This is a genomic window from Leifsonia sp. NCR5 (genome assembly GCF_002105485.1).
In the GTDB taxonomy this organism is placed as follows: Bacteria; Actinomycetota; Actinomycetes; order Actinomycetales; family Microbacteriaceae; genus Leifsonia.
In genome coordinates, this window is the sequence record NZ_NCSR01000018.1 from 46071 (window position 1) to 66792 (window position 20722).

The following is a 20722-nucleotide window of genomic DNA, read 5'->3' on the forward strand; positions in this document are numbered from 1 at the left end:
TTAGTGTTCATTAACTCAAAAGTCCAGCACCCGGAAGCAGACCATGACGGAACTCGCAGGCACCGCGCAGGACACGGGCCGGCCCACCCAGCGCAGCCAGGCCAAGGCCGACCGGCGCGCCGCCCTGCTCGACGCGGCGGCCACCCTCTTCTCCGAACGCGGCTTCAACGGGGTCTCCATCGAAGACCTCGGCTCGGCCGCCGGAGTCAGCGGACCGGCGGTGTACCGGCACTTCGCGTCCAAGCAGGCCGTGCTCGCCGCGCTGCTCGTTGGCGTCAGCGAGCGCCTGCTCGACGGAGGCACCCGCGTCGAAGACGCAGCAGACGACCCGGCGAGCGCCCTGCGCGCCCTCATCGTCTTCCACGTCGACTTCGCCGTGACGGAACCGGACACCATCCGCGTGCAGGACCGCGACCTCGACTCCCTTCCAGGGGAGGAGCGCCGCGCCGTGCGCCGCCTGCAACGCCGCTACATCGAGCTCTGGATGCGCGTGCTCGGCCGCCTGCACCCCTCCCTCTCCCCCGACGAGCTCCGGATGCGCGTGCAGGCCGCGTTCGGTCTGATCAACTCCACCCCGCACACGGCCCGCGTCGGCGGCACCAGCGTGGATGCGGCGACGGTGCGGCCGGTGCTGGAGCGGATGGCCTGGGCGGGGCTGAACGCACACTGACGGACGCCGGTGGCGGCATTCTGGGCGTCACCCCTATGCGTTACAGTCGCAGGACACCATCCACCGGAAGGACTGGCGCGTGGGCGACGACACACCCCGACTACGACGGCACCACCGTGTTCTGCGGGTCATCGGCATCGTCGTCGCCGTGCTGCTGGTGCTGGTGGTCATCGCGGGCGGGCTCGGGATCTGGACGGTCGTCCGGTCGTTCCCGCAGACCTCGGGGACGATCGACGTGCCCGGGCTGTCCTCGTCGGTCACGGTCACGCGGGACGACGCGGGCATCCCCCAGATCGAGGCGTCGACGGCCGACGACCTGTTCCGCGCGCAGGGCTACGTGCACGCGCAGGACCGGTTCTGGGAGATGGACTTCCGCCGCCACGTCACCTCCGGCCGGCTGGCCGAGATGTTCGGGGCCAGCCAGGTGCCGACGGACTCGTTCATCCGCACGCTCGGCTGGCGCACGGTCGCCGAGCAGGAGGTGAAGCTGCTCGACAAGACGCAGCTGCGCTACTACCAGGACTACGCGGACGGGGTGAACGCCTACCTCGCCAGGCACTCGGGCGCCGAGCTGTCGCTCGAATACGCGGTGCTCGGCCTGCAGAACCCGGGCTACACGCCGGAGAAGTGGACGCCCGCGGACTCGGTGGCGTGGCTGAAGGCGATGGCGTGGGACCTCCGCTCCAACCTCGAAGACGAGATCGACAGGGCGCTCCTGTCCACGAAGCTGAGCGCGCAGCAGATCGCGCAGCTGCACCCGGGATACCCGTACTCCACCCACCCGACGATCACCGCGGAGGGCAATGGGCACCCGGAGCGGACGACATCGGATGCGGCGGCCGACGCGAGCGACGGCACAGCGAGCGACGGTGCGGCGGGCGACAGCGCGGCGGCCACACCCACCACCTCGGCCTCCACGGCGACCACGTCCGCCTACGCGCCGGCGCTCACCCAGCTCGCGTCGAGCCTCGAGTCCCTCCCCACGCTGCTCGGTCCGGCCGGGAGCGACATCGGATCGAACTCGTGGGTCGTCTCCGGCGCGCACACCGCGAGCGGCAAGCCGCTGCTCGCGAACGATCCGCATCTCGGCGCGACCATGCCGTCCGTCTGGTATCAGATCGGCCTGCACTGCCGCACCGTCGGGCCGGAGTGCCCGTTCGACGTCGCCGGGTTCAGCTTCTCCGGCCTGCCCGGTGTCGTGATCGGGCACAACAACCGCATCGCCTGGGGCTTCACCAACCTCGGTCCGGACGTCGCCGACCTCTACGAGGAGAAGGTCACCGGGAACACATACGAGTACGACGGCCAGCAGGTCCCCCTGACTATCAGGAAGGAAACGATCCGGGTGGCCGGAGGGAAGGACGTGCACCTCACCGTGCGATCCACCCGTCACGGCCCGATCGTCACCGACCTCACCGACGGGTTCGGGATCATCGCGAAAGACCAGGCGGGCAAGCTCGGTGTCCCCGCCCAGAAGTTCCAGCTGTCGCTGCAATGGTCGGCGCTCACTCCCGGGCCGACCGCCGGCGCGATCTTCGCGTTCGACACGGCGACGGACTGGACCAGCTTCCGCGCGGCCGCCGCGAACTTCCAGGTTCCGTCGCAGAACCTCATTTACGCCGACGTGGACGGCAACATCGGCTACCAGGCGCCCGGCAGCGTGCCGATCCGCGCATCCGGAGACGGCACCGTGCCCGTCCCCGGCTGGACCAGCGCGTACGGCTGGACAGGCACCATCCCGTACGACGACCTCCCGTCGGTCTACAACCCGCCGAGCGGCGTCATCGTCACCGCGAACAACGCCGCCGTCGGGCCGGACTTTCCGCACCTCATCACCAAGGACTGGGAGTACGGTTACCGGGCCAACCAGATCCAGGTGCGGCTCGACGCCCTGATTGCGGCGGGCACGAAGATCACCGCGGCGGACTCCGCGGCCATCCAGGCCGACAAGTACGACGCGAACGCCGCGACCCTGGTGCCGATCATCCGGGCCATCGGCGACAAGGCCGACCCGTCGTCCGGGGCGTACCGCGCGGCCCAGCTGCTGGCCGGCTGGAACTTCCACGACGACGCGGACAGCCCGGCGGCGGCGTACTTCAACGTGTTCTGGCGCACCCTGCTGCAGGATGCGTTCGGGCGCAAGCTCCCCGCCTCCGCCCCTCCGGTGGGCGGCGACCGGTGGTTCGCGGTGGTGCAGAACCTGGTGAAGGCCGAGGACTCGTCCTGGTGGGTCGACAAGAAACTCGGCACGAGCAGCAGGGACTCGATGTTCGAGATCGTCGCGGAGAAGGCGTGGACGGAGGCCGGGCGACTGATGGGCAGCGACCAGACCCGGTGGCGCTGGGACAGCATCCACACCATCGAGCTGACGAACGCGAGCTTCGGCGAATCCGGGATCGCCCCGATCGAGTGGCTGTTCAACCGGGGGCCGTACCCGGTCGGCGGCAGTTCGAGCGTGGTGGATGCGGTGGGCTGGGACGCCTCCGTCGGCTACCAGGTGGACTGGGTGCCGTCGATGCGTCAGGTGATCGACCTGAGCGACTTCGACAAGAGCACCTGGATCAACCTCACCGGCGCATCCGGGCACGCGTTCAGCCCGCACTACACCGACCAGACTCCGCTCTGGCAGCACAACCAGACCAGGCCGTGGCCGTTCAGTCGCGCTGCGGTCTCCGCCGCGGCGGACACCACCCTCACGCTCCGCCCCGCGACGCGCTGACGCGCGCGCCGAAGAGAGCGAGCCGCGAGAGTTAGCGGCCTGTGGGCCAGGCGCGCTCGGCGGAGCCCGTGTACAGCTGCTGCGGGCGGCCGATCTTGGTCGCCGGGTCGCTGTTCATCTCGCGCCAGTGGGCGATCCAGCCCGGCAGGCGGCCCATCGCGAACAGGACGGTGAACATCCGGGTGGGGAAGCCCATCGCCTTGTAGATGACGCCCGTGTAGAAGTCCACGTTCGGGTAGAGCTTGCGGTCGATGAAGTACTGGTCGGCCAGGGCGACCTCTTCCAGTTCCTTCGCGATGTCGAGCAGCGGGTCGTGGACGCCGAGGGCGGCCAGCACCTCGTCGGCGGACTCCTTGACCAGGCGGGCGCGCGGGTCGAAGTTCTTGTAGACGCGGTGCCCGAAGCCCATCAGCTTCACGCCCTCTTCTTTGTTCTTCACGCGCTCGACGAACTTCTGAACGCTCTCGCCGGAGTCGCGGATGCCCGCGAGCATGTCGAGGACGGCCTCGTTGGCTCCGCCGTGCAGCGGGCCGTACAGCGCGTTGATCCCGGCGGACACCGAGGCGAACAGGTTGGCCTGCGTCGAACCGACCAGGCGGACCGTCGAGGTGGACGCGTTCTGCTCGTGGTCCTCGTGCAGGATGAGCAGACGCTCCAGCGCCTTGGACACGACGGGGTTGACCTCGTACGGCTCGGCCAGCGTGCCGAAGTTGAGGCGCAGGAAGTTGTCGACGAAGCTCAGCGAGTTGTCCGGGTAGAGGAACGCCTGACCAAGACTCTTCTTGTGCGCGTACGCAGCGATCACCGGCAGCTTGGCCAGCAGGCGGATGGTGGACAGCTCGATCTGCTCCGGATCGTGCACGCTGAGCGAATCCTGGTAGAACGTCGACAGCGCGGAGACCGCGCTGGACAGGACGGACATCGGGTGCGCGTCGTGCGGCAGAGCCGAGAAGAACCGGCGCAGGTCCTCGTGCAGCAGCGTGTGGCGACGGATCTTCTCGTCGAACTCCGCGAGCTCGCTCTGGCTGGGAAGCTCGCCGTAGATGAGCAGCCAGGCCACCTCGAGGAAGGTCGAGTTCTTGGCGACCTGCTCGATCGGGTACCCGCGGTAGCGCAGGATGCCGGCGTCGCCGTCGATGTACGTGATCGCCGAGCGCGTGGCCGACGTGTTCACGAAGCCGTAGTCGAGGCTGGTGAGCCCCGTCTGCTTGGTGAGCGTCGAGAAGTCGATGCTCGACGCACCGGCGACGCTCGGCAGGATGGGGAATTCAGCCGTGCCACCCGGGTAGCTCAGCGAAGCGGTCGCCGCCTCGGTCCGGGCGGGTGCAGTTCGCTCCGCCTCTGCCTTCTCGGTGCCGAGTCCGCTCACAACGCCTCCAGGGATATGGGATGAGTTCGCGCGCCGATCGTGGCAGCGCTGCAAAAGTCGTGCGGATACAGCCTAACGAACGACGGCGACAACTGTCGCATCGTGCAAAAGGGGGCTGATCCTGTTAGAGACTGTCTCCAACGGCCCGCAGGCGGGACGCCGCCGCAGCGATCCGCTCGTCCGTCGCCGTCAGCGACAGCCGCACGTGCTGGGGAGAGCCGTCGCCGTAGAAGACACCGGGACCGGCCAGGATGCCCAGGTCGGCCAGGCGCTGGATGCTGTCCCACGCGTCCCGTCCCTCCGTCGCCCAGAGGTAGAGGCCGGCCTCGCTCCTGTCGATGCGGAAGCCTGCGGCTTCGAGCGCTGGCCGCAACAGGTCGCGCCGCGCACGGTAGCGCTCGCGCTGCACGGAGACGTGCTCGTCGTCGCCGAGCGCGGTGACCATCGCCGCCTGCAGCGGGGCGGGCAGCATGAGTCCTGCGTGCTTGCGCACGGTCAGCAGCCTGCCGATCACGGTCGCGCATCCCGCGACGAACGCGGCGCGGTAGCCGGCGAGGTTCGACTGCTTGCTCAGCGAGTACACGGCGATCACGTTGTGGCGCGAGTCGCCGATCACCCGGCGGTCGAGGACGCTCGGGATGGGCGTCTCGTCCCACGGAGCATCCCAGCCGAGCTCGGCGTAGCACTCGTCGCTCGCGACGTATGCGCCCAGCTCCCTGGCCCGCTCGACAGCGGCTCGCAGCTCGTCGACGGACAGCACGCGGCCATCCGGGTTGCCCGGGCTGTTCAGCCAGACCAGCCGGGTGTTCTCCGGCCACAGCGCAGGGTCGTCGCAGGCGACGGCCTCGGCACCGGCCAGAGCGGCCCCGATCGCGTATGTGGGGTACGCGGCCTGTGGATGCACGACAGCGTCGCCCTCCCCCAGGCCGAGCATGAACGGCAGGAACGCGACCAGCTCCTTGGAGCCGATCGTGGGGAGCACATTGTCGACCGTCAGGCCGGTGACGCCTCTGCGCCGCGCGAACCAGGAGACGATCGCCTCGCGCAGGGCCGGGGTGCCGACCGTCTGCGGGTACGCGTGCGCGTCGGTCGCCTCGGCGAGGGAGCGGCGGATCAGGTCGGGGGTCGCATCCACCGGGGAGCCGATGGAGAGGTCGACGATGCCGTCGGCGTGCTCCCTGGCGCGGGCGGCGAACGGCGCCATCTGGTCCCAGGGGTAGTCGGGGAGTTCGGCGAGAGCCATCGGTGCGAGCCGCGGCTCAGTGGGCCTGCGGGGGCAGGGCCGCGATGACCGGGTGGTCCTTGGCGATGACGCCGACCTTGGCTGCTCCACCCGGGGAGCCGATGTCGTCGAAGAACTCGACGTTCGCCTTGTAATAGTCGGCCCACTGCTCGGGCAGGTCGTCTTCGTAGTAGATCGCCTCGACGGGGCAGACCGGCTCGCAGGCGCCGCAGTCGACGCACTCATCGGGGTGGATGTAGAGCGACCGTTCGCCCTCGTAGATGCAATCGACAGGGCATTCGTCGATACAGGCCCGGTCTTTCACGTCGACGCAGGGGAGGGCGATGACGTAGGTCACAGTGCAGTATTTCCCTTCGCGAGTTGTACTCGTCTAGCTTAGGCCGTTTCCGCCCGTGCTTGTTCCGGCAGGAGCGACCGCCGGGCGCCGCGACTTCGACAGGTCCGGCCACGCGAGCACGATGGCGGCAATCACGATCGGACCGGCGAGCCAGAGCTGTCCGAGCAGGTTGTTCGGGATGAGCACCGAACCGCCCGCGCTCTTCTGCGAGAACAGCAGGATGGCCAGGATCGCGCCGACGGCGGTCACCAGGGTCGGGATGCGGTTGCGCCCGAGCAGCCGCAGCCCCACCAGCAGCGCGGTGTACGCGGCGAGCGAGCCGATCAGCCCGAGCGGGATGGGCACGCCCCAGGTGACGGTGGCCTGGTGCGCCACCGTTCCGACCGCGCCGACCACGGCTCCCACGAGGAAGAGCAGCACGTAGTTGGCGATCCGGCTGAGCATTCTCGAATCCTAGCTGGACATGCTGGGTGCGGATGTCTAGAGTCGGAGTAGGTAAGGTTAGCCTTACCAATCCCCCATCCTCTCCCCCGAAAGTCCTCTGTGTTCGCGAACTATCTGATCGGCCTCCGCGAAGGTCTCGAAGCCTCTCTCGTCGTCGGGATCCTGATCGCGTACGTGGTGAAGATCGGGCGCCGCGACGTGCTGTCCAAGCTCTGGGTCGGCGTCGGGATCGCCGTCGTCGTCCCGCTCGGGCTCGGCGCGCTGCTCACCTGGGGGCCGTACGGTCTCAGCTTCCAGGCGCAGGAGATCCTGGGCGGCACCCTCTCCCTCGTCGCCGTCGCGTTCGTGACCTGGATGATCTTCTGGATGGGCAAGACGGCCCGCAGCATGAAGTCGACCCTGCACTCCAAGCTCGATTCCGCCCTGGTCGGCGCCGGCTGGGGCGTGATCCTGCTCGCGATGCTCAGCGTCGGACGCGAGGGCATCGAGACGGCCCTGTTCGTCTGGGCGACCGTCGCCAGCGTCGGCGGCGGCTGGGAACCGGCCGTCGGGGCGCTGCTCGGCATCCTCACGGCCGCCGTGCTCGGCTTCCTACTCTACCGCGGCATGGTCAAGATCAACCTCGGCACCTTCTTCACCTGGACGGGCGCGTTCCTCATCCTGGTCGCGGGCGGCGTGCTCGCATACGGCATCGGCGACCTGCAGGAAGCAGCCGTCCTTCCCGGCGCCGGGGTGCACGCGTACGACATCAGCGGCATCATCCCGTCGTCCAGCTGGTACGGCACCCTCCTCACCGGCATCGTCAACTTCAACCCGTCGCCCACCTGGCTGCAGGTGTTCGGCTGGGTCGCATACGTCGTGATCGTCTCCGCGTTCTACCTGCGGCAGCATCGCGCGTCGGCCACGCCGGTGAAGCGTGCCCCCGAGGAGACGTCCCCGGCCTCCACCCTTTCCAGCACCACAGCATCCTGAACAGCGTCGCACCGACGTCTCCCCGCGAACGAGAAAGCACAGCCATGCCACGATCCCGCTCCATCGGCATCCTCGCCGGAACCATCGGCGCCGCCACCATCGCCATCGCCCTGACCGGCTGCGTGCCGAACAAGGCGGCCGCAGATGCCGAGGCGATCAGCGTCACCCTGAACGACGAGAAGTGCACGGTCTCCACCGCCACAGCGCCGAGCGGCGCCGTCACCTTCCAGGTGACCAACACCGGCAGCGACGTGAACGAGTTCGAGGTGCTCGCGGAGGACAAGCTGCGGATCGCTGGCGAGAAGGAGAACGTCGGACCGGGCACCACGGTCAACTACGTGGTCCAGCTCGCCGAGGGCGACTACTTCACCGCCTGCAAGAAGGGCATGGTCGGCAGCCCGACCTCCTACGCGAAGTTCACCGTCACTAAGGGCGAGAAGGCGAACGTCTCCGCCAGTGACAGCAAGCAGGTCTCGCAGGCCGTCACCAACTACATCTCGTACGTCAAGGACCAGAGCGGCCAGCTGCTCACGGCAACGCAGGCGTTCGCGAAGGCGTACGAGGCCGGAGACGACGCGACGGCCAAGGCCCAGTACCCCGCCGCCCGCGCGTTCTACGAGCGCATCGAGCCGACCGCCGAGCAGTTCGGCGACATCGACCCGGCCATCGACCTCCGCGAGGCGGACCTCGAAGCTGGTCAGAGCTGGACCGGCTGGCACCGGATCGAGAAGGACCTCTGGGCTCCCGCAGGCTTCACCCCGTCCGACGCGGCGGGAAGGAAGGTCCTCGGCGACCAGCTCGTCGCCGACACGCAGAAGCTCTACGACCTCGTCTACGCGAAGAACTTCAGCCTCACCATCGACCAGATCTCCAACGGCGCCATCGGCCTGATGGAGGAGGTCTCGCGCAGCAAGATCACCGGCGAGGAGGAGACCTTCTCGCACACCGACCTGTGGGACTTCCAGGCCAACGTCGAGGGCGCGCAGGTCGCATACGGCATCGTCCGCGACATCGCGGAGGGCAAGGGCTCCACCGGCAAGCAGGTGGTCGCGAAGCTCGACACCGAGTTCGCGGCGATCACGAAACTGCTCGGCCAGTACAAGTCCGGCGACGGGTTCGTCAGCTACACCGACCTGAGCACCTCCCAGGTCAAGGAGCTGTCCGACGAGGTCAACGCGCTCAGTGAGCCGCTCAGCCAGCTCACCTCGATCATCGTCAAGTAGGGTCGCGGGGTGACTTCGGAGACCACGGGCGAGAACGTGCCTGCAGCGGAGGAGACCGGTCGGCCCGGCCTCTCCCGCCGCGGGCTGCTCGGGCTCGCCGGTGCGGCGGTCGGAGCAGGCGTCGTCGGTGTCGGCGCGGGCATCGCCGTGGACAGGACGCTGCTCGGCGCATCCACCGACGCGTCGGCCACGTACCCCTTCTACGGAGAGCACCAGGCCGGGATCACCACTCCGGCGCAGGACAGACTGCACTTCGCCACGTTCGACATCGCCGGGGACCTCGACCGCGCCGGGCTGATCGAGCTGCTGCAGGACTGGACCACCGCTGCCGCACGCATGACGCAGGGCCGCCCGGCCGGCAAGTACGGACCGGCCAGCGGGCCGATGGATGCGCCACCGGACGACACGGGAGAGGCCCTCGACCTGCCGGCCGGCGGGCTCACCCTCACCTTCGGGTTCGGCCCGACCCTGTTCGAGACGGAGGACGGGCGCGACCGCTTCGGCATCGCATCCCGTCGCCCTGCCGCCCTGGTCGACCTCCCGCATTTCCCCGGCGACGCCCTGCAAGACGCGCTCGTCGGCGGCGACCTGTGCGTCCAGGCGTGCAGCGACGACCCGCAGGTGGCGGTGCACGCCATCCGCAACCTGTCGAGGATCGCGTTCGGGCGCGCATCCATCCGGTGGTCGCAGCTCGGCTTCGGGCGCACGTCGTCCACGTCGAAGAGCCAGACCACGCCGCGCAACCTGTTCGGGTTCAAAGACGGCACGGCCAACATCAAGTCGGAGGACACCACGGTGGTCGACGACCAGGTGTGGGCGGCCTCGGACGACGGCGCAGAGTGGATGCGTGGAGGTTCGTACCTGGTGGCGCGCAAGATCCGCATGGTCATCGAGACCTGGGACAGGCAGCAGCTCGGCGAGCAGGAGCGCATCATCGGCCGCGACAAGGGCGAGGGAGCACCGCTGTCGGGCGGCACGGAGTTCAGCGAGCCGAACTTCCTGGCGGTCTCCCCCTCCGGCGGCACCAAGATCGACCCGGACTCGCACGTGCGCCTCGCACATCCGTCGACCAACGGTGGCGCGCAGCTGCTGCGGCGCGGCTACAACTTCGTGGACGGGAACGACGAGCTCGGACGGCTGAACGCCGGGCTGTTCTTCATCGCGTTCCAGCGCGACCCGCGCAAGCAGTTCATCCCGATCCAGTCACAGCTGGCCAAGAACGACGCGATGAACGAATACCTGAAGCACGTCGGCTCCGGCATCTTCGCCGTGCCGGGCGGCGCCGCCTCCGGCTCCTACGTCGGCGCGTCCCTCTTCGCCTGACCCGCCCCCCAAACAATCGAGCCGGGAGTTATGTACGCTGCGCTCGGCGCATCGCGTACACAACTCCCGGCTCGATGGCGCCGGGACGCTGGTTAGGCGTTCTGGTCCTGCTTCTTGAGGCGGGAGGTCGCACGGGCGCGGGCGTTCGAGTCGAGCTCGACCTTGCGGATGCGCACGGCCTCCGGGGTGACCTCGACGCACTCGTCCTCGCGGGCGAACTCCAGGCACTCCTCGAGCGTCAGCTGACGCGACGGCGTCATCGACTCGAAGTTGTCTGCCGTGGACTGACGCATGTTGGTCAGCTTCTTCTCCTTGGTGATGTTCACGTCCATGTCGTCTGCACGCGAGTTCTCACCGATGACCATGCCCTCGTAGACCTCTTCGGTCGGGTTCACGAAGAACGTCATGCGCTCCTGCAGGGCGATGATGGCGAACGGCGTGACCACACCGGAGCGGTCGGCCACGATGGAGCCGTTGCTGCGGGTGATGATCTGGCCGGCCCAGTCGTCGTATCCGTGCGCGATGGCGTTGGCGATGCCGGTGCCGCGCGTGGTGGTGAGGAACTCCGTGCGGAAGCCGATGAGGCCGCGCGACGGGACGATGAACTCCATGCGGACCCAGCCGGTGCCGTGGTTCGACATGTTCTCCATGCGGCCCTTGCGGGCGGCGAGGAGCTGCGTGATGGCGCCGAGGTACTCCTCCGGCGCGTCGATGGTCAGGTGCTCGAACGGCTCCTGCAGCTTGCCGTCGACGCGCTTGGTGACCACCTGCGGCTTGCCGACGGTGAGCTCGTAGCCTTCGCGACGCATCTGTTCGACCAGGATGGCGAGCGCGAGCTCTCCACGGCCCTGGACCTCCCACGCATCCGGGCGCCCGATGTCGAGCACGCGGAGCGAGACGTTGCCGACCAGTTCGCGGTCGAGGCGGTCCTTGACCATGCGAGCGGTCAGCTTGTGGCCCTTGACCTTGCCGACGAGCGGCGAGGTGTTGGTGCCGATGGTCATCGAGATGGCGGGCTCGTCGACGTGGATGGCCGGGAGGGCACGGATGTCCTCCGGGTCCGCCAGCGTGTCGCCGATCATGATGTCGGCGAAACCGGCGACGGCGACGATGTCGCCGGGGCCGGCGCTCTCGGCCGGGTAGCGGTCGAGGGCCTTGGTGATCATCAGCTCGGTCACGCGCACGTTGTGCACGTCGCCGTCGTGACGGACCCAGGCGACCGTCTGGCCCTTCTTCAGGGTGCCGTTGAAGATGCGCAGCAGCGCGAGACGACCGAGGAACGGCGAGGCGTCGAGGTTGGTGACGTGCGCCTGCAGCGGTGCGCTCGGGTCGTAGGTGGGGGCCGGGATGTGCTCGAGGATCGCCTCGAACAGCGGCTCCAGGTCGTCGTTGTCGGGCAGCTCGCCGTTGGCGGGCTGGTTGCGGCTCGCGGCGCCTGCGCGGCCGGAGGCGTAGACGACGGGAACGTCGAGGATCGCATCCAGGTCGAGGTCGGGCACGTCGTCGGCGAGGTCGCTGGCGAGACCGAGCAGCAGGTCCTGGCTCTCGCTCACGACCTCCTCGATGCGGGCATCGCCGCGGTCGGTCTTGTTGACAGCGAGGATGACGGGAAGCTTGGCCTCGAGCGCCTTGCGCAGCACGAAGCGGGTCTGCGGCAGCGGACCCTCCGACGCGTCGACGAGCAGGACGACGCCGTCGACCATCGACAGGCCGCGCTCGACCTCGCCACCGAAGTCGGCGTGGCCGGGGGTGTCGATCACGTTGATCGTGATGGGGCCGTTCGTGGCGTGCTTGCCCTTGTACGAGATCGCCGTGTTCTTGGCGAGGATCGTGATGCCCTTCTCGCGCTCGAGCTCGTTGGAGTCCATGGCACGCTCTTCGACGTGTTCGTGGTCGCCGAACGAATTCGTCTGCCGGAGCATGGCGTCGACCAGCGTGGTCTTGCCGTGGTCGACGTGGGCGACGATTGCGACATTGCGCAGATCATCGCGGTGGGCGACGGCGTTCTCGGACATGCGTGCAGACTCGACTCTCGTCAGAAGGATAAGTGGGGAACGGTCCATTCTATCAGGGGAATGGCGAAGGGCCCGACGCATCCCGCGCCGGGCCCTCCTCTGTGTGCTGGTGCGACGTGCGCGGGCTACAGCCCCTGCGCGACGGGCGGCTCCGCCTCCGGCAGGGTGACGGAGGGCACGACGCCCTCGTCGGAGCCGGCGGCCAGCAGTTCCAGCCGCAGCGTGCGGCGGGCGCGCTGCTGCTCGGGGTCCGGCAGCGGCACCGCGGCGAGGAGGCGCTGCGTGTACGCCTCCTTCGGGTAGCGGAGGATCTCGTTGCGGGTGCCGACCTCGACCAGGTTTCCGTGGTGCATCACCGCGATGCGGTCGGCGAGCACGTCGATGACGGCGAGGTCGTGGGTGATGAAGAGGCAGGCGAAGTTCATCTCGCGCTGCAGGTTCTGCATCAGGTCGAGCACGCGTGCCTGCACGGACACGTCGAGCGCGGAGGTCGGCTCGTCTGCGATGAGCACCTGGGGCTTCAGCGACAGCGCGCGGGCGATGCCGACGCGCTGCTTCTGACCGCCGGAGAGCTCGTGCGGGAAGCGGCTGCGGTACGCGCGCGGCAGCTCGACGCTGTCGAGCAGGCGGTCGACCTCCTTCGCCAGGTCCTGGCCCTTGAGGCCCTTCGCCAGGCGCAGCGGCTCACCGATCGAGTCGGCGATCTGCAGGCGCGGGTTCAGCGACGACGACGGGTCCTGGAACACGATGCCGACGTTGCGGTGCAGTTTGCGGATCTCGTCGCGGTTCGCGTCGCTGATGTCCTGTCCTGCCACCACGAGCTTCCCGGAGTGGATGGGCAGCAGGCCGATCGCCGCACGGCCGAGGGTGGTCTTGCCCGAGCCGGACTCCCCCACCAGTCCGACGACCTCTCCCTCGTGGATCTGCAGGCTGATGTCGCTCGCCGCGCGGAACGCGGGAACGCGTCCGTGCTTCGGGTACTCGATCGCCACGTTCTGGAAGTCGACGACCACCGCGCGCTTGTCCATCTCGGACTTGGCGTGCTCCTCGGCGGCGATGCGCTCGTTGGTGCGGATGCGCTCGGCGTACTCGGCGTCCGGGTTCTCCGTGCCAGCCGCGAGGGCTGCCGTGGTGTCGATCGCGTCGTCGTCGCGCTGACCGAGGTGCGGGACCGCATCCAGCAGCGCGATCGTGTACGGGTGCTGCGGGGCGGCGAACACGTCGGCGACGGTGCCGGACTCGACGATGTCGCCCTTGCGCATCACGACGATGTTGTCCGCCAGGTCGGCGACGACGCCCATGTCGTGCGTGATCAGCAGGATGGCGCTGTCGAGGCGGTCGCGCAGCGAACGCAGCAGCTCCAGGATCTCAGCCTGCACCGTGACGTCGAGGGCCGTGGTCGGCTCGTCCGCGATGAGCAGCTTCGGGTCGCAGGAGATCGACTGCGCGATCATGGCGCGCTGCCGCTGACCGCCGGAGAGCTGGTGCGGGTAGGAGTTGAACGCCTTCACCGGGTCGGGCAGCTCGACCATGTCGAGCAGCTCGAGGGCGCGCTCCTTCGCCTCGTGCGGCGACATCCCGAAGTGGATGCGCAGGGTCTCGACGATCTGGAAGCCCACCGTGTACACGGGGTTCAGCGCCGTCATCGGCTCCTGGAAGATCACGGACACCTGGCGTCCGCGCACGCGCCGCATCTGCTGCGGGGAGAGCCCGGTGAGCTCGCGGCCGTCGAGCTTGATGCTGCCGCGCACGCGCGAGTTCTGCGGCAGGAGGTCGAGGATCGCCATCGAGCTCGCGCTCTTGCCCGAGCCGGACTCGCCGACGATCGCCAGCACTTCGCCGGCCTTGATCGAGTAGTTGAGCTTCTTGGCCGCCGGCACCCAGACGTTGTCGACGCCGAAGTCCACCGAGAGGTCGGTGACCTGCAGAACGGGGGCGTCGGTCACGACGCCGGCCTGACCGTTGGTGTTGTCGGTCATGAGTTGATGTTCCTTTCGCGAGCGCCGGGGATCGCCCGGCGTCTCCGGTCGCCGTCCGCCGACGGAAGGAATGAGAGCATGGTCACATGCCTCACACCTCCGCCGACGAACGCGAGGTGTTCGTCTCCCGGTTCAACCGGGTCGTTGCCGCCCTGATCTGGGCGGCGTGCGCCGCGCTGAGCGTCGGACTGCTGGTGAGCATCCACGATCGGCGCCTGCTGTACATCGTTCCGTGCGTCTTCATCGCCCTGCTGGCGTGGGTCACGCTGTGGCGTCCGCTGTTCGTGGTCGATACCCGCGGCCTGACGGTGGTCAACGTGACCGGCACCGTCGAGATCCCGTGGGAGGCGCTCATCAACGTCGACACGAAGTACGCACTGACGCTCTACACGCCCGGCCACAAGTACGCCGTCTGGTCGCTTCCGGCTCCCGGGACGTCCAGGACCCTGCGGGCGACCCGCAGCGAGACCAAGGGACGCGTCGGACGGCCGAGCGTCGAAGACAGTGTGCGCCGCCCGGGCGACCTGCTGTCCACCCCGTCCGGCGCGGCCGCCGAGGTGGTGCGCCGCCGCTGGACGCAGCTGCGCGACAGCGGAGCGCTGGAGGCGGGAATCGCCGACCAGACGCCCGTGACGGTGCGCTGGCACCTGGTGAGCCTTGCGGCCCTGGTGCTCCTGCTCGCCGGCACGGTCGCCGCCCTGCTCCTCGCCTGACCCGAGGGACACGGCCCAGGAGGTCACGGCGGCGAGGGGCAGGGCGAGGACGGCGCTGGTCACAGCACGTCCTCCGCGATGGCGGCTCCGGTCTTCCTGCTTCCGCCGTCTCCCTCACCGGGCTCCGGCTCCTCCTCGCGCATCTTGCGCAGGTTGAACCGGCGGTGGCGGGGGTCGAACGCATCCCGCAGGCCGTCGCCGACGAAGTTGACGAGCAGCGCGAGCGTCACGATGAACGCACCGGGCCACCAGAACAGCCACGGTCGCGTCTGGAACGCCGACTGGTTCGAGCTGATCAGGAGGCCGAGCGACGCGTCCGGCGGACGGATGCCGTAGCCGAGGTAGGACAACGCGGTCTCGAGGAGGATGGCCGCGGCCATGATCAGCGTCGAGGACACGATGACGACGCCGATGGCGTTCGGCAGGATGTGCTTGAAGATGATGCGCATGTCCGAGGCGCCTGCGACGCGCGCAGCCTCCACGAACTCGCGCTCGCGCAGCGAGAGGAACTCGCCGCGCACCAGACGCGCGATGCCCATCCAGGAGAAGAACCCGAGCATCAGGGCCAGGGTCGGGGCGCCGAGGCCGCCGGTCCAGTGACCGACGACGGAGCCGACGACGAGGGCCGGGATGACGATGAACACGTCGGTGATGCGCATCAGGATGGCATCGACCAGGCCGCGGAAGTAGCCGGCGATGGCTCCGACGACGACGCCGACGATGCTGGCGATCGCGCCGATGATGACCATCACCAGCACCGAGTTCTGGATGCCGCGCATCACGAGGGCGAAGTAGTCCTTGCCGATGCGGTCCTGGCCGAACGGGTGCTCCGCGGTGGGGACGCCCTGCTTGACCTGGTCGTTCAGCTCCTTGAAGTCGTACTTCCACCAGCCGTGGATCGGGCCGATGCCGATCGCGGAGATCGAGAACAGCAGGATCAGGATGAACAGGATCGCGCTGACGATGGCGATCTTGTTGGACAGGAACCGCTTCCAGATGAGTCTGCCCTGGCTGACCGGGGGTGCGGTCGGGGCCTGCAGCTCATCGGCGATCATGGGTTCGGTGCTGGACATTATCGGACCCTCACTCTCGGGTCGAGTGCGGCATACGCGAGGTCCGCGAGGAAGTTGAACAGAATGGCCATCGCGGCGATCACCACGAAGTACGCCATCACGGGGTTGAGGTCACCACGCTGGAGGCCCAGGTTGAACAGCGAACCCATGCCGGGGATGGCGAAGACGTGCTCCGTGATGATGGCGCCACCGAGGAGGGCGCCCACGTCGAACGCGATCAGGGTGGTGATCGGGATGAGCATGTTGCGGAAGGCGTGACGGACGACGACGGTGCGCTCCGGCAGACCCTTCGCCCGCGCGGTGCGGATGAAGTCCTGGTTGAGGACTTCGAGCATCCCGGCCCGGGAGTACCTGGTGTACGAGGCGAACGAGATGAGCAGCAGCGCGACGGTCGGCAGCGCCAGGTGGGTGAACGTGTCGAGTCCCGTCACCCAGATGTCGCCGTCGAGTCCCGGCGTCGACGAGCCGACGGTCGCGATCGGGCGGCCGTTGGTGTCCTGGAAGTACTGCGGCCACGCCTGCATGAAGCGGTCGAGCAGCACCAGGGCGCCGGAGACGATCGTGACGATGACGCCGACACGCATGTTCTGACCGCGGTCGTACCCGCCGACGAAGTAGCCGATGGCGAGGCTCACCAGGATGGCGACGACGATCAGGATGATGATGGTCGCGACCGACGAGATGTCGAATAGCGGCTGCAGCGCGAAGTAGCAGACGATCGTGATCGCGCCGGTGATCCCCGCGGTGAGCAGCGCCCTGCGGTTCTGCAGTCCGGAGACCAGCGCGGTCGTTCCCAGCACGACGGCAGCGGTCAGGATGATCATGACCACCGGGCCGAGGCCGGGGGCCAGGAACCAGTTCGTCGCGGACATGAGCAGCAGGACACCGGCAGTCGCGACGCCGGAGATGAGGAACGTGGTGGCACGCCGCCTCATGTCACCGCCGATCAGCGACTGCCAGATCAGACCGGCGACCACCCCGATCAACGCGGCGACCCACCATTGGATCGTCGGATGCGCGAGGAAGTTGTTGAAGCCGATCGCGACGAACTCCTTGAGGAGCACGGCCACGAGGAACGCCGGGAGCGAGTACAGGAAGAAGCTGAGGAACGTGACGACATTGTCGAGTCCGCTGTACTGGCGGAGGGCGGTGACGATACCGATGGTGACACCGAGCAGGATCGCGAGGATCAGTGCGACGGTGACCAGCTGGACCGTCGCCCCGAGGGCCTGCGGCAGGATGTCGACGACCTTCGCGTTCGAGATCGTGGAGCCCAGGTCACAGGAGTTGGCGAACGGGATGAGGCACTTGGCCGCACCTCCCAGCCAGAGCACCCAGCGCAACGGCGGGGGCACATCCAGTTGCAGGAGCTGGATCCTGGCGTTGATCAACTGGGTCTTGTTGGGGGAATTGCTGCTCCGCAGGTCTGCAAGCGGGTCGGCGCTATACGCGACCAGCATGTACATCAGGAACGATGCGGCGATGATGATGAGCACCGAGACGAGGAGGCGTCTCAGGATGAAACTCGCCATAGGTTGAAAACCTCACTGACAGTGCGCGCCAACTCGGGGGTGGCGGGCACTCGGCCCGCGTCGACGCGTTTCGGAATGGATGAACGGGTCTCGTCCACCGACTACATGATACGGGGCGTCGACGAAACCGCCGACGCCCCGCGGCAGGAGAGTGCCCGGGGTTCACCCGGGCACTCTCACTGTTGGAGCTGTTACTTCGCGGTGGACGACTTGACCGACCACTCCCAGAAGTTCCAGAACGGACCAGACTGTCCGCCGTTGAACTTGACGCCGTCCACACGGGACGTCGCGCCGAAGACACCGGGCAGCTGGAAGAGCGGCAGGCCGTAGCCGTCAGCGAACGTCTTGGCGTCGATCTGCTGCTCGATCTTGGTGAGCTCGTCCTTGTCGAGCGTGATCTGCGACTTCACCGCGAGGTCGTTCGCCGCCGAGTAACGGTTGTAGTTACCGCCACCGTTGGTGGTGAACAGCTGCGGGAGCTGCGTGGTGCCTGCACCAGGGCTGATCCAGCCGAAGAGCGAGGCGTCGTAGTCGCCACCCGGGAGGAGCTTGCTCCAGTCGGGCGAACCGGCGTCGACAACCTTGAAGCCAGCCTTGGAGGCCGAGGCCGAGATGGCCTGGAACTCGTCGACGCGGTTCGGGTTGTTCGTGTTGTAGAGGATCCGGACGGTCGGGGTGGCACCGGCGAGGAGCGCCTTGGCGCCGTCGATGTCGACCTTGTCGAACTTGTCAGAACCGTTCATCTTCACGGTGTCCGCGTACTGTTCCTGGTTGGGCAGGAAGATCTGCGAGTTGAGGACCTTTGCCTTCGAGTCGACCGGGGTGACGATCGAGTCGAGGATCTGCTGACGCGGGATGGTCTTCAGGAACGCTTCGCGCACCTTGGCGTCCGCGAACGTCGGCGAGCCGAAGTTCAGGTCGAGGTGGTCGTACGAGGCCTGGGCACCGGTGAGGACCTTGGCGCTGGTGTTCTTCAGCGCGGTGATCGTGTCGGCGGAGGCCTGCGGGTTGATGATGTCGACCTCACCGTTCTGGAGAGCGGTGACCTGGGCGTTCGCGTCGGGGATGATGCGGAAGACGACCTTGTCCACGTTCGGCTTGAGGCCGCCCGCGTAGTACTTGTTCTTCGTCATCGTCAGCGACTGTCCGGGGGTCCAGCTGGACACCACGAACGGGCCGGAGGAGACCAGGAGGTCCTTGTCGGTCGGGAACGCGGTCACGTCGTAGCCGGTGTTGACGAAGTCAGCAGCCTTCTTGAGCGTGGCGTCCGGAGCGGCGGGGTTGTCCTTGTCGCCCTTGGGCAGACCCTTGAGCAGCTTCGTCAGGTCGGCGGCCGAGGAGAGGCCGGCCTTCTTGGCGACGATGTGCGCGGGCTGCGCGATCGGGTTGACGAGCTCCCAGTCCACGTAGGGGGTGCCGTACTTCAGGGTGATCGACGTGTTGTTGTCGCCGACGGTCGGGAAGCCGGTGGTGTCGAGACCGGCGGTCGAGCCGGCGATCGAGAAGTACTGCGTTCCCTTGGTGACGGCGCCCTGGTCGTCGGTGGTCGCCGAGTCGTAGTATCCGGAGGCGATCGCCCAAGCGAGGACCATGTCGTCAGCGGTGACGGGCTGGCCATCCGACCACTTGTCGTCCTTGTTCAGCGTGTACTTGACCGTCAGCGGGTCGTCCGAGGTCTTCTCGAACTTGCCGAACTTGTCGTCGTGGACGATCTTGTAGTTGTTGTCGATGTACTGGAACCCGGTTCCGTACGAGCCGTTGAGGTAGCCGACCTGGCCGTTGGTGTCCAGGTTGCCCTGCGGGGTCTGCGAGTTGAACGACGTGAAGTCGTTCACGACGGCGACCGTCACGGTGCCGCCCTTCGCCGCGCTGGACCCGCCGGTGCTGCCGGTCGTGGTGCAGGCAGACAGTGCGAGCGCTGCGACGCCGGCAATGGCGACCGCGCTGACCGCGTACCTGACCTTTCTTCCCTTGATGTGCAATGTTCCTCCTGTGCGAAGTGTGCGACGGCCGCGGACATGCGAGTGCGTCCGGACCGCGCTGGATAAGAATGACCCTAGGTATCGCACGGTTTGAATGCAAAACGGGGCGGCAAAACGTTACACAGTGGTAACTCGGTTGGCGGAAAATTGCACGATGCACACAAAAACGGCTGAATTCGCGTGTGTCGCGCAATGAATCGAGCGCATCCACCCGTTTGGAGTGGACAAACCGCATCCAGAGGTGGATGCGCGAGACCTGGCAAGATGCCTCTATGAGCCGTGAAACACCCTGGTCCGCCGAGATTCCGCTCGAACGCGCGCAGCGCCCGCGGCTCTGGTGGGAGATCGCGATCGTCCTCGGCCTCTCGCTGGGAGCGTCGGCGGTCTACTCGATCGTCGAGATCATCGCCCGGACGACGGACACGACACCGCTGGCCGACCAGACGGCGCAGGTGAACCCGTCGCAGAGCACCAGGGAGTGGCTGGACTTCACCTATCAGTTCCTCGGCAACCTGTTCCCGCTGTTCGCCGTCGCGCTGGTGATCTTCCTGCTCTGGCAGCGCGAGCGCAGCGGATTCCGGCGGATCGGCTTCGACCTCACGCGCCCGCTGCCCGACCTGGGCGGCGGGATGCTGCTGTTCCTCGCGATCGGCGTGCCCGGCATCCTGTTCTACGCGCTCGGGCGGCTGGTGGGGGTGACCGTGCAGGTGCAGGCGTCCCCGCTCGACACGCACTGGTGGACCATCCCGATCCTGGTGTTCGCCGCACTGCGCGCGGGGCTGCAGGAGGAGGTCATCATCGTCGGCTACCTCTTCACCCGGCTGCGCCAGCTCGGCTGGGGGAAGTGGACCATCATCGTCTCCGCCGCCCTGCTGCGCGGCAGCTACCACCTCTATCAGGGGTTCGGCCCGTTCGTGGGCAACGCGATCATGGGCGTCGTGTTCGGCTGGTGCTACACCCGCTGGGGCCGCGTGATGCCGCTGGTGGTCGCCCACGTCGTCATCGACATCGTCTCGTTCGTCGGCTACCCGCTCGCCGTCGCCCTCTGGCCGCACGTCTTCGCTTAAAGCGACAATCGAGCCCGAACGTATTCACGCGACACGCCGAATGAGGGCGTGAACAAGTTCG

At 67.7% G+C, this 20722-nt stretch carries 16 protein-coding genes; 7 read left to right on the top strand and 9 right to left on the bottom strand.

Features of this window, described 5'->3' with window-relative positions; translation table 11 throughout:
- Nucleotides 1-43: 43 nt before the first annotated feature.
- On the top strand, nucleotides 44-670 hold the full coding sequence (locus B7438_RS14860; protein WP_085370444.1) for a TetR/AcrR family transcriptional regulator: 627 nt from the start codon (nucleotides 44-46) through the stop codon (nucleotides 668-670).
- A gap of 79 nt (nucleotides 671-749) precedes the next feature.
- Entirely contained in the window at nucleotides 750-3389 is a 2640-nt protein-coding gene (locus tag B7438_RS14865) for a penicillin acylase family protein (protein ID WP_085370445.1), read from the top strand.
- A gap of 31 nt (nucleotides 3390-3420) precedes the next feature.
- On the opposite strand, the gene B7438_RS14870 is transcribed toward B7438_RS14865, so the two are convergent.
- The 4 genes from B7438_RS14870 to B7438_RS14885 form a co-directional block, all read right to left on the bottom strand.
- Nucleotides 3421-4758 (bottom strand): citrate synthase, encoded by a 1338-nt coding sequence (locus tag B7438_RS14870; RefSeq protein WP_085370447.1) that lies wholly within the window; start codon nucleotides 4756-4758, stop codon nucleotides 3421-3423.
- 124 nt (nucleotides 4759-4882) lie between these two features.
- Nucleotides 4883-6001 carry a succinyldiaminopimelate transaminase gene (dapC, locus tag B7438_RS14875; protein ID WP_085370449.1) on the bottom strand — a complete coding sequence of 373 codons (1119 nt, stop codon included), beginning with the start codon at nucleotides 5999-6001 and terminating at the stop codon, nucleotides 4883-4885.
- A gap of 16 nt (nucleotides 6002-6017) precedes the next feature.
- Nucleotides 6018-6338, bottom strand: a complete 321-nt coding sequence (gene fdxA / locus B7438_RS14880) for a ferredoxin (protein WP_055895722.1) — start codon at nucleotides 6336-6338, stop codon at nucleotides 6018-6020.
- Nucleotides 6339-6371: 33 nt separating this feature from the next.
- Nucleotides 6372-6782, bottom strand: coding sequence for a DUF6113 family protein (locus tag B7438_RS14885; protein ID WP_085370451.1), 411 nt, complete (start codon nucleotides 6780-6782; stop codon nucleotides 6372-6374).
- A gap of 99 nt (nucleotides 6783-6881) precedes the next feature.
- On the opposite strand from B7438_RS14885, the gene efeU reads away from it, so the two are divergent.
- From efeU to efeB, 3 genes are read left to right on the top strand one after another with little or no spacing between them, the layout of a single operon-like run.
- On the top strand, nucleotides 6882-7754 hold the full coding sequence (gene efeU / locus B7438_RS14890; protein ID WP_085370453.1) for an iron uptake transporter permease EfeU: 873 nt from the start codon (nucleotides 6882-6884) through the stop codon (nucleotides 7752-7754).
- A gap of 44 nt (nucleotides 7755-7798) precedes the next feature.
- Nucleotides 7799-8977, top strand: a complete 1179-nt coding sequence (efeO, locus tag B7438_RS14895) for an iron uptake system protein EfeO (protein ID WP_085370455.1) — start codon at nucleotides 7799-7801, stop codon at nucleotides 8975-8977.
- Between the two features lie 9 nt (nucleotides 8978-8986).
- On the top strand, nucleotides 8987-10300 hold the full coding sequence (gene efeB, locus B7438_RS14900) for an iron uptake transporter deferrochelatase/peroxidase subunit (RefSeq protein ID WP_085370456.1): 1314 nt from the start codon (nucleotides 8987-8989) through the stop codon (nucleotides 10298-10300).
- A 92-nt stretch (nucleotides 10301-10392) separates the two neighbouring features.
- Here the strand turns inward: efeB and typA are convergent, their stop codons facing one another.
- Together typA and B7438_RS14910 are read right to left on the bottom strand one after the other, a co-directional pair.
- A complete protein-coding gene (gene typA / locus B7438_RS14905; protein ID WP_085370458.1) occupies nucleotides 10393-12315 on the bottom strand; it encodes a translational GTPase TypA in 1923 nt (640 codons plus the stop codon).
- A 125-nt stretch (nucleotides 12316-12440) separates the two neighbouring features.
- Entirely contained in the window at nucleotides 12441-14294 is a 1854-nt protein-coding gene (locus B7438_RS14910) for an ABC transporter ATP-binding protein (protein WP_085370460.1), read from the bottom strand.
- Between the two features lie 86 nt (nucleotides 14295-14380).
- Between B7438_RS14910 and B7438_RS14915 the strand changes: the two genes are divergently transcribed.
- On the top strand, nucleotides 14381-15007 hold the full coding sequence (locus tag B7438_RS14915) for a PH domain-containing protein (RefSeq protein ID WP_085370461.1): 627 nt from the start codon (nucleotides 14381-14383) through the stop codon (nucleotides 15005-15007).
- A gap of 59 nt (nucleotides 15008-15066) precedes the next feature.
- Here the strand turns inward: B7438_RS14915 and B7438_RS14920 are convergent, their stop codons facing one another.
- The 3 genes from B7438_RS14920 to B7438_RS14930 form a co-directional block, all read right to left on the bottom strand.
- The gene (locus B7438_RS14920; RefSeq protein WP_085370463.1) at nucleotides 15067-16080 is read right to left on the bottom strand and encodes an ABC transporter permease; all 1014 of its coding nucleotides are present in this window, start codon (nucleotides 16078-16080) and stop codon (nucleotides 15067-15069) included.
- On the bottom strand, nucleotides 16080-17612 hold the full coding sequence (locus tag B7438_RS14925) for an ABC transporter permease (RefSeq protein ID WP_085370465.1): 1533 nt from the start codon (nucleotides 17610-17612) through the stop codon (nucleotides 16080-16082). Before B7438_RS14925 ends, B7438_RS14920 begins: the two co-directional genes overlap by 1 nt.
- A 191-nt stretch (nucleotides 17613-17803) precedes the next feature.
- Nucleotides 17804-19594, bottom strand: coding sequence for an ABC transporter family substrate-binding protein (locus tag B7438_RS14930; protein WP_085370466.1), 1791 nt, complete (start codon nucleotides 19592-19594; stop codon nucleotides 17804-17806).
- 272 nt (nucleotides 19595-19866) lie between these two features.
- On the opposite strand from B7438_RS14930, the gene B7438_RS14935 reads away from it, so the two are divergent.
- Entirely contained in the window at nucleotides 19867-20661 is a 795-nt protein-coding gene (locus B7438_RS14935; RefSeq protein ID WP_085370468.1) for a CPBP family intramembrane glutamic endopeptidase, read from the top strand.
- Nucleotides 20662-20722 lie beyond the last annotated feature (61 nt).